This window comes from Pontibacter sp. GD7 (assembly GCF_058216375.1).
On the sequence record NZ_JBYZMP010000010.1, the window covers coordinates 13,531 to 27,035 of the forward strand.

Here is a 13,505-nt window from a genome sequence, read left to right on the forward strand (position 1 = left end):
TTTTAAAAGTATAAGTATACCAGTATTTTTAGTATACTCCCTGCAAAATCCACGCATTCCGTCAGCTGATTTCATAACCTATGCACCCGGCAATAAGTTCAGCGTCAAATCTTTGGTCCGAATGCCAGATCGCCGGCGTCGCCGAGGCCCGGCACTATGTATGATTTATCGTTAAGTTTTTGGTCCAGGGCACCCAGCCAGATGTTTGCTTCCGGTATTTCCTGCTGTAAATATGACAGGCCTTCAGGAGCGGCTATGGCGGCGGCAATGTGCACCTGCACCGGCTTTCCGTGGCGCAGCATGCCCTTATACGACTTAACCAGCGAACGACCTGTAGCCAGCATCGGGTCCACGAGAATCAATATTTTATCGTGCAGGTCTGTAGAGGCCAGGTACTCCATGTTGATCTGAAGTTCCGTGTTCTCCTCCTCTACCCGGTAAGCTCCCACAAATGTGCTGTAGGCCTTGTCAAAATAATTAAGCATGCCCTGGTACATAGGCAAACCCGCCCGAAGTATGGTAGCCAGCACCGGCTGCTCGGCAAGCAACATGGTTTCCGTAGTGGCCAGTGGCGTTATTACCTCCTGCTTTTTGTAAGGCAGCGTTTTGGATATCTCGTAGGCAAGTAACTCCCCTATCCGTTCCAGGTTTCTGCGGAAGCGCAGGCTGTCGCCTTGAACGTGTATGTTGCGCAGCTCAGCCACATAGTGGTTTGCCAGCGAGGGCTTGTCCGTTAAAATATAGAGATTGCTTTTTTCCATTTCAGATACCAGGGGGTGTGTTGTCGGGTTAAAGATAAATAGGTTACGGGTTCGGCGCCAAAGTTAGCATAAAAATTACCCACCGAGGGCACCATGCTTCCTTCAAAGTCAAGTATGCAGTCTGTTCCGGCAAAGCGCTGTATCATACTATCCAGCAGCAGGGTCATGGCGGCAGTGCGGCGGCCCTCATCGCTGGCCCCGGATAGCAGGAAAATTAGCTTATCTGGCTGAAGTATAAAAAACGCTGCCGCAATGGCCTCGCCATCTAGGTTTACTACCTGCCATAGTTCTGCCGCGTTTCTGGCCTTAAGTTCCGTATACATTTTAGCCAGAAGCCTGTAATGCTTGCCTTTTATCTCAGTGAGCTCCTTTCCTTTTGTGCTCCGGAAAAGCCTGATCAGGACATTAATATCATCCAAGGGCTTTATACTGATACCACTGCGCTTTGCTTTATTCAGCTTGTGTCGGTTCTTGTACTGTTTTAGCAACTCCTCATAAGGCGGTTGCAGTGGCAGGTGGTAGTTGATGCGTTTATATATAGAAAGTGCAGTGGCATTTATGGCAGCTTCGGTGTTTCGAGTGTTAAGCTGCAGGTATACATAGTTATACTTGTTGGGTATAAGTTCTAGGTAACCATCTATATTTGTGTGCCTGCTTTTGAGGGTGGTAAACAATCCTAGTTGTTGCGTAAAGTATGGCTGCAGCACTGCCATCTGCCCAAAGCGTCTGCCCAACGGCAACGGAAACACCGACACGTAACGGCCCTCCTCATCCATCTCCACCACGGCATCCCATCGCTTGCACACCATACTTAAAAACCAGGAACAGGCGTAAATCATCATCTCCGCAGATGCCTCAACGCAATTATCCCAGTTTTTTTCGTTTATCTCGTGATGTGGCAGGTAACGCAACATGCATGTTTGCAGTTTATCTGGCGCTAAAGTATAAATTAACCGCGTTTATACAGAACAATAATTTTATATTCTAGTAAATTCGCACTTTAAAGCTCCGCATTTTCAGACTTTTATATGTTAAAAAGTATACGCTGCGCCGTAGCAATTGCCCTGCTTTCAGGTTTTGCCGCACAAGCCCAGGACACTTATGTGCCTTACAACCGTGACGTTTACCACTGGATAGACCGGTACCAGATAAAGTATGGCGACCAGGTACAATCGCTGCATACCGCAGTGCGGCCTTATGGACGTAAGAGTGTGGCAGAACTGGCTGAGATCAGTGCACGCAATGCCCGCACCGCCGTTGATGAGTTTAACACACAGTACCTGCTCAACGATAACTGGAACTACACCACCCAGGAGAACAACGACAGCGAAAAACCAATCCTTAGTTATTTTTACCGCAATAAAACAGACCTGTACCACATCGAGAGCCAGGACTTTACGTTGCGCGTAAACCCTGTGCTGCACCTGGAGCTTGGTCACGACGGCGACAACATGACCTATGTGAATACCCGTGGTGTGCAATTGGAGGGCTCTATTGATGAGAAGTTCGGCTTTTATACTTTCATCGGCGAAAACCAGGCACGCTTTCCGGGTTATGTGGTAGATCGTATTAAGCGCGATGGCATTGTGCCGCACGAAGGCTTCTGGAAGAAGTTTAAGGAAGACGGCTACGACTTTATAACGGCACGCGGCTACCTGAACTATGCCCTTAGCAAGCACGTGGAGATACAGCTGGGCCACGACCGCCATTTTATTGGCGATGGTTACCGCTCACTGGCTTACTCCGATTTTGCGCCGCCTGCTTTCTTCCTGAAGCTGAATACGCGCGTTTGGAGGCTGCATTACATGAACCTGTTCCAGGAACTGATTTCAGAGTACAAGCGTGGTGGCGGCGACAGGCTTTTACCTAAAAAATACATGGCACTGCACCGCCTGGGCATAAACGTGACCGACAATTTTAATGTCGGCGTATTTGAACAAGTGATCTTTGCACGTGATAAAGGCCGGTTCGAGCTGCAGTATCTTAACCCGATTATTTTCTACAGAGCCATAGAGCAGGCCCTGGGCAGTGAAGACAACGCCATGCTGGGAGCAGATTTCCGCTGGAATATACTTAACCGCTTGCAGTTGTATGGCCAGTTGCAACTGGATGAGTTTGTGCTGAACGAAGTAAAAGGCGGTAATGGCTGGTGGGCAAACAAACAAGCTGGCCAGCTAGGCGCCAAGTACATCGACGTGTTTGGCTTGAGCAACCTGGACCTGCAAGGGGAAATAAACATCATCAGACCTTATACTTACCAGCACCGCAGCTCTGTAAGCAACTACCAGCATTATCGTCAGCCGCTTGCACACCCCATGGGTGCCAACCTGGCTGAGTTTATCGGCATTGTCTACTACCAGCCGATCCCGCGCCTGATGCTGACTGGCAAAGCCATTGCTACCCGCTTCGGTCAGGATATAATTGCAAATGGCGATACGCTTAACTATGGCAACAATGTGCTATTGCCTTATACCAAGCGCGTTTCTGACTATGGCAACGAGATCGGGCAGGGTATTACCACAAACCAGCTGCACCTTGACTTTACAGCTACGTACCAGCTGCGCCACAACATGTTTCTGGACCTGAAAGGTATTATCCGTAAAACAGATGCAGAAGAAGGCCGACTAGACAGAAACACCACATTTGCCTCCTTCGCCTTCCGCTGGAACATACCGCAAAGGCTGCATGAGTTTTAAGGCTTACAAAGTATAATCACAGGCAGAGAGGCAGGAAATAAACTTTCTGCCTCTTTGCTTTTATGTAGAGCCTGTTTAGAGTACCCTGCACTTGATGCATGTTATTATTTCTTAAGCAAGACGTAAAATAGCTTCTCTGAATAGCCTCTAACCAATAGTTAAACAAACTTCTCTGTAGCTGGCAAGACGCAAAGTGTTGCGTCTCTACAACCAAATAAAGAATAACCAACAACGAATAACGATACGAACTGCCCTGTAGCTGAAAAGACGCAAAATATTGCGTCTCTACAATTCCAACAACAAATAACCAGCAACCAATAACGAAATCCCGTCTCTACAATTCTAACAACCAATAACGATCCCGATTCTACAAATCGAACAACGAATAACTAACAACCAATAACGAATAACGAACTTCTAAAACTTTTATTAAGTATCTTTGCGCCGGATCAGGCAGGGCCTCTCCTTTTTAACCTAAGTATAACATAATCAGAATATTTGCGGCTGCAGTACACACTGTGGCGGCTATAGTTGCGGATAAGCTCCAATGCCATATGCAGGTGACCTGACCGCAACAAGTAAAACACCCATGAAGACATACCTTCGCATACTACAGTTTGCCAAGCCTTACAGCAGGTTTGTACCCCTTTATACTATTTACACGGTGCTCGGCATCATTTTCGGCATTTTCAACTTCACGCTGATCATTCCGTTGCTGAACGTGCTCTTTGCACAGGTTGGCTCCGAAGAGGCGTCCACTATGGTGGCACAGCGTCCTGAGTTCGATTTCAGCCTGAGCTTTTTCACCGATTTCTTTAACTACTACTTCGGGCAGGTTATACTGGAGCATGGCCGTGAGGGCGCTTTGCTTTTTGTTTGTATCGTGGTGATCATCTCCATTTTCCTGGCCAACCTGTTCCGCTACCTGGCTTTCCGGATTGTGGGTGAGTTGAGGGCACATGTAGTTAAGAAAATGCGCCATGCCGTTTACCAGCGTGTAACAGAGCTGCAGCTTGGCTACTTCTCCAATGAGCGCAAAGGCGACCTGATGACACGCCTTACCGTGGACATTCAGGAAGTGGAAAGCTCTGTGGTAAGCACCTTAACCGTAGTTGTACGGGAGCCGATTGCCATTATCGCATTTTTCGCGGTACTGTTTACCATGTCGGTTAAACTCACACTGTTTACGCTTATACTTCTTCCGCTGTCGGGTGGGGTAATTGCAGGTATCTCTAAGCGGCTAAAGCGCAAAGCGCAGCAGGGCCAGGATTCTCTTAGTTTTATACTTACTATTATAGACGAAACGCTTAGTGGCATGCGTGTAATTAAAGCATTCAACGCTGAGCCATTCATACTTAACAAGTTCCACGACCAGAATGACCGCTATGCCCGTATTCAGCGTTCCATTGCCAACAAGCGCGACCTGGCATCTCCGCTGTCGGAGTTTCTGGGTGTAACCGTGGTGGCCGGCCTTTTATACTATGGCGGTAACCTGGTACTGAACCAGCAATCAGAGCTTGCACCGGCAGAGTTTATCACCTATATCATCCTGTTCTCGCAGGTACTGGTACCGGCTAAGGCCATGTCTGCATCTTTTAGTAACATACAGCGTGGCCTGGTGTCCGGTGACAGGGTGTTGCAGGTAATTGATACAGAACCAAAGATCAAAAACAAGCCAAATGCACAGGTTCTTCCTGAGTTTGAGCATCAGATCGAGTTCATCGATGTTAGCTTTGGCTACGGAGACAAAATGGTCCTGAAAGATATCAACTTCACCATCGAGAAAGGCAAGACGATAGCATTGGTCGGACCATCGGGTGGCGGCAAGTCTACGCTGGCAGATCTTATACCGCGCTTCTACGACCCAACTTCCGGCGCCATACTTATCGACGGACATGACATCCGCAACTATACCATGGAGTCGGTGCGTGATAAAATGGGGGTAGTAACGCAGGAGTCCATACTTTTCAATGATACCATCTTCAACAACATCGCTTTTAACAAGACCGATGCCACCATGGAGGAGGTTATAGCCGCAGCCAAGATCGCCAATGCCCACGACTTTATCATGAACAGTGAGAATGGTTACCAGACTGTGATCGGAGACCGTGGCAGTAAGTTGTCGGGGGGCCAGCGCCAGCGCTTAAGTATAGCCCGGGCCATACTTAAAAACCCGCCTATACTTATACTCGATGAGGCTACTTCGGCCCTGGACACGGAGTCGGAGAAACTGGTGCAGGAGGCCCTTACCAACCTGATGAAGAACAGGACCTCCATCGTGATCGCGCACAGGTTAAGCACCATTCAGCACGCGGATGAGATTCTGGTGCTGCAAGATGGACGCATTATAGAGCGAGGCACCCACGAAGAGTTGCAGCAACACAGCGGACTTTACGCCAAACTTACTCAGATGCAGCTTGCCACATAACGGATAAATAGCATTATTTACAAAGCAAAGGTGCGCATATCAATGAATTAAGGGCATCAGTTACAGAAAAACCATATTTTATTTGTAGCTTTAACTAAACATGTTGTTGTACTAAAAATTCTACTTTAACATGAGAGCATTTAAAGCGTTTCTGGGGTTTCTTGTAATTGCTTATGTAATTTTCACAGTACTGGTACTTACCTCAGCCCTTAATGTAGAGGCAGTGTTTAATGTCCAAACCGAAGATCAGGCTTTGACCATGTACAAGGTTCTGGTAGCTATTGGAGGAGTACTAATGCTGGCCAGATTACTAATAACAAGGCTGTACATTGCTGACATCAAGCATGACCGGCACATGGCCCAGTTAAAGATCAACAGGCTTAAGGCAGATCTTTATGAGAAGCGCCAGGCATTCAGGAGCAACAGCTATAAAGCCAGCGCTCTGGCCACCGAAGTAGAATATTTAAAACAAGCATGACCGCTAAAACCATATTGGCAGAACTAACGCAGGCACAGGAAGTGCTTAGCGCATTTTTATCAGACTCTAAAAACATTGCCGCCATTGAGCTGGCCGCCGACACCATGGCTGCTTCGATACAAAATGGGGGTAAAATTCTAAGCTGCGGAAACGGTGGCTCTATGTGCGATGCCATGCACTTTGCAGAAGAACTGACAGGCCGCTACCGCGAGAACCGCAAAGCTATTCCAGCCATCTCCATCTCGGATGCAAGCCACATGAGCTGTGTTGGCAACGACTATGGCTACGACCATGTGTTCTCCCGTTACCTGGAGGCATTGGGCAACGATGGCGACGTGCTGTTGGCTATCAGCACGAGCGGCAACTCGGGTAATGTGCTGAAAGCTGCAGAAACCGCAAAAGCAAAGGGCATGAAGGTAGTAGGCCTGACTGGTAAGGACGGTGGCAAACTGGCCCCGCTTTGTGACGTGGAGATACGCGTCCCTCATTTCGGATTCGCTGATCGTGTGCAGGAGATCCATATTAAGGTGATACACATACTTATACTTTTGCTGGAGCAGAAGCTGGTGTAATTTATACTTGCAGATATATGATACGTAAAGGCCGCAGCAGTTTTGTTGTGGCCTCTTTTTTTTACAGCTCTGGGTTTGCCCTGAAAGAATTATTGCTCACAATTAAGATTGTTTCAATCTAATTAGATTGTTTCAATCTAAAGTTTGCTGGCGCGGATCTGTGATCCGTGATTTGGTATACTATTGGATCTGCGATCCAATTGGGCCGGAGGCCCAGCTATAGCTCGACACAAGTCACAGATCCCGGACTTGATTCAGGCTCGTAGACTCGATTCAAAAGTATAGAATTTTCATAGGCGCAGTCGTTCGCGGCATGTCCCTACAAAGATGTAAACACACCCCTGAGAGCTACGCTCGCTAGCTCAAAACTCTCGTTTTGGCTAGTCTGCAAGAGGGGAATTACCTCCCCTAGCCCCTCCTAAAAACAGGAGGGGAACTTCTGTTACAAGCAATTCAGACATACTCTCCAGCTGCATCAGCCGCCTACAAAGAAGTGCCCATCCCAGACTTTGGGTGGGGGAAGGGGCCCTCGATAAAGAGCGCCTTCTATTGTTGCGGTGCTGAGCGAAGCGAGGCAGCCCGTAGCGGAGCTAAAAGAGGGCCCCTTCCCCCGGAGCAGCTTCAATAGACAGCGCGATGCCAAAAGGCGAGGCCACGCTTAAAGAGGGCCCCTACCCCCGCCTTGAGGGCACCAAAACAGAAGGGAAACAATTGGTAGATAAGACTGAGGAATAACGGCAATTAGTAAGAATAACCTTTATATAAAGCACCTGTCTTATCACTTCATTTTCTCCATTAAAACTCCACATTATTTTAAACTCCCTACTTTTGCACAACTACTGGAATTAAATATTTGTACAAGGTGTTCCGCATCAAAATAATTATACAAACTTAAAACCATGTTGATCAAAACATACGGAAGTGCCGTTCAGGGCGTGAACGCCTACACCATCACCATCGAAGTAAATGTAAGCGCGGGCACAAAGTATACGTTGGTAGGCCTGCCAGACAATGCAGTAAAAGAAGGTGAGCTTCGCGTGGAGTCGGCACTGAAGCAGTATCGCTATAGAATGCCACGCCAGAAAGTAGTGATCAACATGGCTCCGGCTGATATCCGGAAAGAAGGTGCGGCTTATGACCTGCCTATCGCCATGGGACTGCTAGCCGCCTCCGGTCAGATCAAATCAGACAAAGTTTCGCAGTACATGATCATGGGAGAGCTGTCTTTGGATGGCTCCCTGAGACCCATAAAAGGTGTACTCCCGATTGCCATACAAGCCCGAAAAGAAGGATTTAAAGGAATTATACTTCCGGCACAAAATGCTACCGAAGCGGCTATCGTTAATAATTTAGATGTGATCGGTGTGGCCAATATTCTGGAGGCAATCGAGTTTTTGGATGACCAGAGAGAAATACAGCCTTTGGTGATTGATACCCGTGAGGTTTTCCAGGGGAGTGTTGACCAGTATGCCGCAGATTTTGCCGATGTACAAGGGCAGGAGAATATAAAACGCGCCCTGGAGATTGCAGCAGCCGGTGGTCACAATGTGATCATGATCGGCCCTCCGGGTGCTGGTAAAACTATGCTGGCCAAGCGTCTGCCTTCGGTGCTGCCTCCTTTGTCTATGCACGAGGCCCTCGAAACAACTAAGATACATTCGGTGGCTGGTAAACTTGGCGAAGCCGCGTCGCTGCTTACAACACGTCCGTTCCGGGCACCACATCATACTATTTCGGATGTAGCACTTGTAGGTGGCGGTGGTATTCCGCAACCCGGCGAGATTTCGCTCTCACATAACGGTGTGCTGTTTCTGGATGAACTGCCAGAGTTTAAGCGTACTGTGCTGGAAGTAATGCGTCAGCCTTTGGAGGAACGCAGGGTTACTATCTCCAGGGCAAAAACCACGCTGGACTTCCCCGCCAATTTTATGCTGATAGCAAGTATGAATCCTTGTCCGTGCGGTTACTACAATCATCCGGAGAAAGAGTGCGTGTGCGGTCCTGGCGTGGTGCAGCGTTACCTAAACAAAGTAAGTGGCCCGTTGCTGGACCGCATCGACCTGCACGTGGAGGTTACGCCTGTTACGTTCGATGAAATGACAGCCACACGCAAGGCGGAAGAGAGCTCCCTGGTAAGGGAACGGGTGGTGCAGGCGCGGGAACTGCAAACAAACAGATTTAAAGAGATGCCGCAGATTCACTCTAATGCCATGATGCCCTCGCAAATGGTTAAGGAAGTGTGCCAGATCAATGATGCCGGACGCGCACTATTGAAGACAGCTATGGAACGCCTGGGCCTCTCCGCCCGCGCCTATGACCGCATACTAAAAGTAAGCCGAACCATCGCTGACCTGGCAAATAGCCCCGAAATAAAAATTGAACACTTAGCAGAAGCCATTCAGTACCGCAGCCTTGACCGTGAAGGTTGGGCAGGTTAGTAAATACTTGTTACATAAGCTTATAAACCTCTAAAGCGGCCATTCAGGTCGCTTTTTTTTTATACTAAATATTGCGCTGCATACACATTCGGAAACATTGCAGGCCCTTAAAAACTTGCACACTTATTTCACTTTTTACAGAATCCCTCGTATTAGGATGCAGAAATAGAAACATGGCTTTAACATGCTTTCTATTATTTGAACCTATACTTATAATGTAAGAAGATGAAAAAGAACCTAGTTATACTTTTGCTGGCGGTTTTAACCACGGTTACCGCGCAGGCACAAATGCAAAGCCCAAGCCTTGGTATCAGAGCAGGGGCAAACTATTCCGGATTCTCAGGAGATAACGCAGACAACCTGGACAGGATGTTCAGCTTTCATGCTGGCCTGACCTCGCAGTTTTACCTGACCACAGACAATTTCTTTGCCATACAGCCAGAGCTTTTATTTACTAAAAAAGGTGCGGAGTCTGACGACAACTCCTTAAAGTATAAAATCAGCTACCTGGAAGTGCCTGTGCTAGGTCGTGTAAATGCCGGACCTTTATACTTTGAGGGTGGTCCGCAGGTATCGTTCAGGGTTGGCGGCGATATAGAGTCTAACAGCGTGAACATAGACGATGACCTTGACCAGTTTAAACGCACCAGCTTTGGGTATGCTGCCGGAGTTGGCTTAACGGCCACTACACTTGGCTTAAATATCGGAGTTCGTTATTCCGGCGATATTTCAAAACTTTATGATAACGAAAGCGTTTCAGATGCAAGGAATAACGTGTTCATGTTAACCCTTGCCTATATGTTTTCTGGCAGATAATCCCGGATTGTCTTTAGTATAAAATATAAACTATGGAATAGATAAGCCCTGTACCCACAGGGTTTATTTATTTACAGCCATTTAATACTGCAGCCAACAAAAATCCACACCTAACCTAAATTCATCAAACCTTCATTTTCGGGAATTACCTTTGTCAAAAGGCAACAGTTAGTATACTGGTAGTCAGCTGCTAACACATGATCAATAACCATTAAATTAATCTATATAGAACAAGACTATATTTTTGGCCTGTTTGTTGCTTTAGGCCAAATGCATGCAACAGTAAGAAGTACAGCTTAATTATGCCTTTAATTATTAAGGCTCAACGGCTTACAGCTAAGACTTAAATTTTTGTACTAATTTTTTAACCTTAAAGTATCCTATTAACCGTATAATGCTCGTTTAACACAGTGAATTAAACATTTTATGATTATGAAGAAGTTAATAATTGCACTCGTATTTGTATTATCTGGCGTTTCGTTTGCCCAGGCGCAGTCGTTTGGGGTAAGAGGCGGTGCTAATATTTCCAACCTTTCCGGCGACTTACGCAACGAAGACAGGTTTGAGAACAAAGTCGGTTTCCATGCCGGCGCCATACTTAACTTTGGCATCGTGGATGACTTTTTCTCGATACAGCCAGAGTTGCTATACTCTGTTAAGGGTTTCAAGAACAGTGATGTGGAATACACTACGCTGACACTACAGAAGGGAAGAAGAGAAGGAAAGGTAAACTACAACTACCTTGATTTGCCTATACTTGCTAAAATAAAAGCCGGTCCTTTATACTTTGAGGCAGGTCCGCAGGCGAGTTATTTACTTAGCGTAAACAACGAAACCAAAACTTACATCAATGGTAACCTGCAGTCTTCTACCCGCGACGAAAGAAGCAAAGAAGGCATTACAGACTTAGAAGTTGGATATGCCGCAGGTATCGGCCTGGCTTCCAGAAACGGTATTAGCTTTGGCGTACGCTATAATGGCAGCTTTACAGATTTTGCCAAGGATGCCCCAGCTGACTATTTTGATGGCGATTTAGCTAACGCGCGCCACTCAACAATAATGGTAACAGTTGGCCTTACAATCCCATCATCACGATAACATAGTATAACCTTATTTAAGATGCCGGCTCTGCACACTGCGGGGCCGGCATTTTTATTTTACCACTGCTTTGCCAACAAATTTATAGTCTGCTTAGTAAAACATAATGCCGTACTTATATACCTAACACTATGAAAAAGACACTTTTACTACTCCTGTTTATACTTTCTACGTCATATTTTGCCAATGCCCAGTTTGTACGATATGGCGCCAAAGCCGGCATCGGGTTTACCAGGGTGTATGGTGATGATGGGAATTCGAATGTGATCAACTCTTTGCCGGGTTTCCATCTGGGACTTATCGGCAGTTACGAGTTTGTATCTAAGCTGGCATTGCAGGCAGAGCTACTCTACGAGCAGAAAGGCTTTACCTACGATGGTTTTCCGATAAATCCTAACGAGGTCTTAATCGATGACCAACGCCTGCATTACATTACACTGCCACTGATGCTTAAGATCCAGAAAGGTGGCTTGTTTGCTGAGGCTGGTCCTTATGCTGGCTACCTCTTCTCCGAAACTACCAAGGTAAACATCATAGACAGGGAAAGTATAGACGAAACAGACCCTGTTATTCTTGGTGAGTATGGCATAAATATAAATGACCTGAGGCGCTGGGATTATGGCTATAAGATAGGGTTCGGCATACAGCTTGACAATGGCCTGTTTATGAGCTTGCACAATACGGGTGGCCTGCGCTCACACTCCAAACTGCTGGACCAAAAGAACCTGGCCTTTACCTTATGCGTTGGTTACCTGGTCTCGCCGCGGCTTCCTTAAAATAAAAAGAAAAAGCCCGCTGTTTGTAGCGGGCTCTATTTTTATAATCGAATCACAAGCATTAAACAGCTACCTGCTCTTTCTGCATCGCTGCAAAATGCTGGTAAAAGCGAGGTATGGTTTCGATGCCTTTCATGTAGTTAAAGATGCCGTAGTGCTCGTTTGGTGAGTGTATCGCATCAGAATCGAGGCCAAAACCCATCAGCACCGAATCAAGACCCAACTCAGACTTAAACATGGCCACAATCGGAATAGAGCCACCGCTGCGCACAGGTATCGGCTTCACGCCAAAGGTGTCCTCGTAGGCTCTGGCTGCCGCCTGGTATGCCACAGAGTCTGTTGGCGTAACAACCGGCTCGCCACCATGGTGAGGCTTAACTTCTACCTTTACGCTTTTCGGGGCTATACTTTCAAAATGCTTTTTAAACTTTTCGGTAATCTCATCTGATGTCTGGTTTGGCACCAGGCGCATCGAGATCTTGGCAAACGCCTTGGAAGGTATTACCGTTTTAGCACCCTCGCCGGTGTAGCCGCCCCATATACCATTTACATCCAGGGTTGGGCGAATGGAGTTGCGCTCCATAGTTGCGTAGCCTGCTTCGCCGTGCACATCGCTCAGGTCAAGGGCCTTTTTATACTTCTCCAGATCAAACGGAGCACGGGCCATTTCAGCGCGCTCTTCCTGGCTTAGCTCCTGCACGTTGTCATAGAAGCCAGGTATAGTTATGTGGTTGTTCTCATCGTGCAGCGAGGCGATCATCTGGCAAAGTATATTTATCGGGTTTGCCACCGCGCCACCATACAACCCAGAGTGCAGGTCACGGTTAGGGCCTGTTACCTCTACCTCTACGTAACTCAAACCACGCAGGCCTGCTGTAATAGACGGTGTGTCGTTGCCCAGCATGCCTGTATCAGATATCAGGATCACATCCCCTTTCAGCCTGTCTTTGTTTTCTTTCACAAAAGTGGCCAGGTTCACAGAGCCCACTTCTTCTTCACCTTCGATCATAAATTTAATGTTGCAGGCCAATGTACCTGTCTGCATCATGGTTTCGAAGGCCTTCACGTGCATGTACATCTGCCCTTTATCGTCGCAGGCGCCACGCGCATAAATCTTCCCGTCTTTTATTACCGGCTCAAAAGGAGGCGAGTTCCAAAGTTCATACGGATCGGCAGGCTGTACATCGTAATGGCCGTACACGATCACAGTTGGAAGGTTTGGGTCAACTATCTTTTCACCGTAAACAACCGGGTTGCCCGCAGTCTCTACCAATTCCACATTATCTGCACCAGCCTCGATCAGGCGCTGCTTTATAAACTCTGCAGTACGCATTACATCCTGCTTAAACTTTGGGTCGGCGCTTACAGAAGGTATGCGCAGCATGTCCAGCAACTCGTTTACAAAACGGTCTTTGTTTTCGTTTATATATTGGTTTACCATA

11 protein-coding genes are annotated in these 13,505 nt (G+C 47.2%); 8 read left to right on the forward strand and 3 right to left on the reverse strand.

Annotated features, from left to right (window positions below; genetic code table 11):
* Window positions 1-104 precede the first annotated feature (104 nt).
* Both upp and AC4BAP_RS14855 read right to left on the reverse strand, forming a co-directional pair.
* On the reverse strand, window positions 105-761 hold the full coding sequence (gene upp, locus AC4BAP_RS14850) for a uracil phosphoribosyltransferase (RefSeq protein WP_490583452.1): 657 nt from the start codon (window positions 759-761) through the stop codon (window positions 105-107).
* A complete protein-coding gene (locus AC4BAP_RS14855) occupies window positions 734-1,675 on the reverse strand; it encodes a GNAT family N-acetyltransferase (protein ID WP_490583453.1) in 942 nt (313 codons plus the stop codon). The genes upp and AC4BAP_RS14855 overlap by 28 nt, the downstream gene beginning before the upstream one ends.
* Window positions 1,676-1,789: 114 nt before the next feature.
* Here AC4BAP_RS14855 and AC4BAP_RS14860 point away from each other — a divergent pair, with 114 nt between their 5' ends.
* From AC4BAP_RS14860 to AC4BAP_RS14895, 8 genes are all read left to right on the forward strand, one after another.
* Complete coding sequence (locus tag AC4BAP_RS14860) at window positions 1,790-3,457, forward strand: hypothetical protein (protein ID WP_490583454.1); 1,668 nt, start codon at window positions 1,790-1,792, stop codon at window positions 3,455-3,457.
* 589 nt (window positions 3,458-4,046) lie between these two features.
* Window positions 4,047-5,885: an ABC transporter ATP-binding protein gene (locus AC4BAP_RS14865; RefSeq protein ID WP_490583455.1), complete on the forward strand. Its 1,839-nt coding sequence runs from the start codon at window positions 4,047-4,049 to the stop codon at window positions 5,883-5,885.
* A 130-nt stretch (window positions 5,886-6,015) separates the two neighbouring features.
* The gene (locus tag AC4BAP_RS14870; RefSeq protein ID WP_490583456.1) at window positions 6,016-6,363 is read left to right on the forward strand and encodes a hypothetical protein; all 348 of its coding nucleotides are present in this window, start codon (window positions 6,016-6,018) and stop codon (window positions 6,361-6,363) included.
* Window positions 6,360-6,935 carry a D-sedoheptulose 7-phosphate isomerase gene (gene lpcA, locus AC4BAP_RS14875; protein ID WP_490583457.1) on the forward strand — a complete coding sequence of 192 codons (576 nt, stop codon included), beginning with the start codon at window positions 6,360-6,362 and terminating at the stop codon, window positions 6,933-6,935. The genes AC4BAP_RS14870 and lpcA overlap by 4 nt, the downstream gene beginning before the upstream one ends.
* An 899-nt stretch (window positions 6,936-7,834) precedes the next feature.
* Window positions 7,835-9,373, forward strand: a complete 1,539-nt coding sequence (locus tag AC4BAP_RS14880) for a YifB family Mg chelatase-like AAA ATPase (RefSeq protein WP_490583458.1) — start codon at window positions 7,835-7,837, stop codon at window positions 9,371-9,373.
* Between the two features lie 225 nt (window positions 9,374-9,598).
* On the forward strand, window positions 9,599-10,189 hold the full coding sequence (locus AC4BAP_RS14885) for a porin family protein (RefSeq protein ID WP_490583459.1): 591 nt from the start codon (window positions 9,599-9,601) through the stop codon (window positions 10,187-10,189).
* 432 nt (window positions 10,190-10,621) lie between these two features.
* Window positions 10,622-11,287: a porin family protein gene (locus tag AC4BAP_RS14890; protein WP_490583460.1), complete on the forward strand. Its 666-nt coding sequence runs from the start codon at window positions 10,622-10,624 to the stop codon at window positions 11,285-11,287.
* Window positions 11,288-11,418: 131 nt separating this feature from the next.
* The gene (locus AC4BAP_RS14895; protein ID WP_490583461.1) at window positions 11,419-12,063 is read left to right on the forward strand and encodes a porin family protein; all 645 of its coding nucleotides are present in this window, start codon (window positions 11,419-11,421) and stop codon (window positions 12,061-12,063) included.
* Between the two features lie 61 nt (window positions 12,064-12,124).
* On the opposite strand, the gene AC4BAP_RS14900 is transcribed toward AC4BAP_RS14895, so the two are convergent.
* Window positions 12,125-13,504, reverse strand: coding sequence for a dipeptidase (locus tag AC4BAP_RS14900; RefSeq protein WP_490583462.1), 1,380 nt, complete (start codon window positions 13,502-13,504; stop codon window positions 12,125-12,127).
* Window position 13,505: the final 1 nt, after the last annotated feature.

Coding starts and splice junctions, on each gene's coding strand:
- AC4BAP_RS14865 (WP_490583455.1), top strand. CDS start 4,047: ATGAAGACATACCTTCGCATACTACAGTTTGCCAAGCCTTACAGCAGG.
- AC4BAP_RS14870 (WP_490583456.1), top strand. CDS start 6,016: ATGAGAGCATTTAAAGCGTTTCTGGGGTTTCTTGTAATTGCTTATGTA.
- AC4BAP_RS14855 (WP_490583453.1), bottom strand. CDS start 1,675: ATGTTGCGTTACCTGCCACATCACGAGATAAACGAAAAAAACTGGGAT.
- AC4BAP_RS14860 (WP_490583454.1), top strand. CDS start 1,790: ATGTTAAAAAGTATACGCTGCGCCGTAGCAATTGCCCTGCTTTCAGGT.
- AC4BAP_RS14885 (WP_490583459.1), top strand. CDS start 9,599: ATGAAAAAGAACCTAGTTATACTTTTGCTGGCGGTTTTAACCACGGTT.
- upp (WP_490583452.1), bottom strand. CDS start 761: ATGGAAAAAAGCAATCTCTATATTTTAACGGACAAGCCCTCGCTGGCA.
- AC4BAP_RS14890 (WP_490583460.1), top strand. CDS start 10,622: ATGAAGAAGTTAATAATTGCACTCGTATTTGTATTATCTGGCGTTTCG.
- AC4BAP_RS14880 (WP_490583458.1), top strand. CDS start 7,835: ATGTTGATCAAAACATACGGAAGTGCCGTTCAGGGCGTGAACGCCTAC.
- AC4BAP_RS14895 (WP_490583461.1), top strand. CDS start 11,419: ATGAAAAAGACACTTTTACTACTCCTGTTTATACTTTCTACGTCATAT.
- AC4BAP_RS14900 (WP_490583462.1), bottom strand. CDS start 13,504: ATGGTAAACCAATATATAAACGAAAACAAAGACCGTTTTGTAAACGAG.
- lpcA (WP_490583457.1), top strand. CDS start 6,360: ATGACCGCTAAAACCATATTGGCAGAACTAACGCAGGCACAGGAAGTG.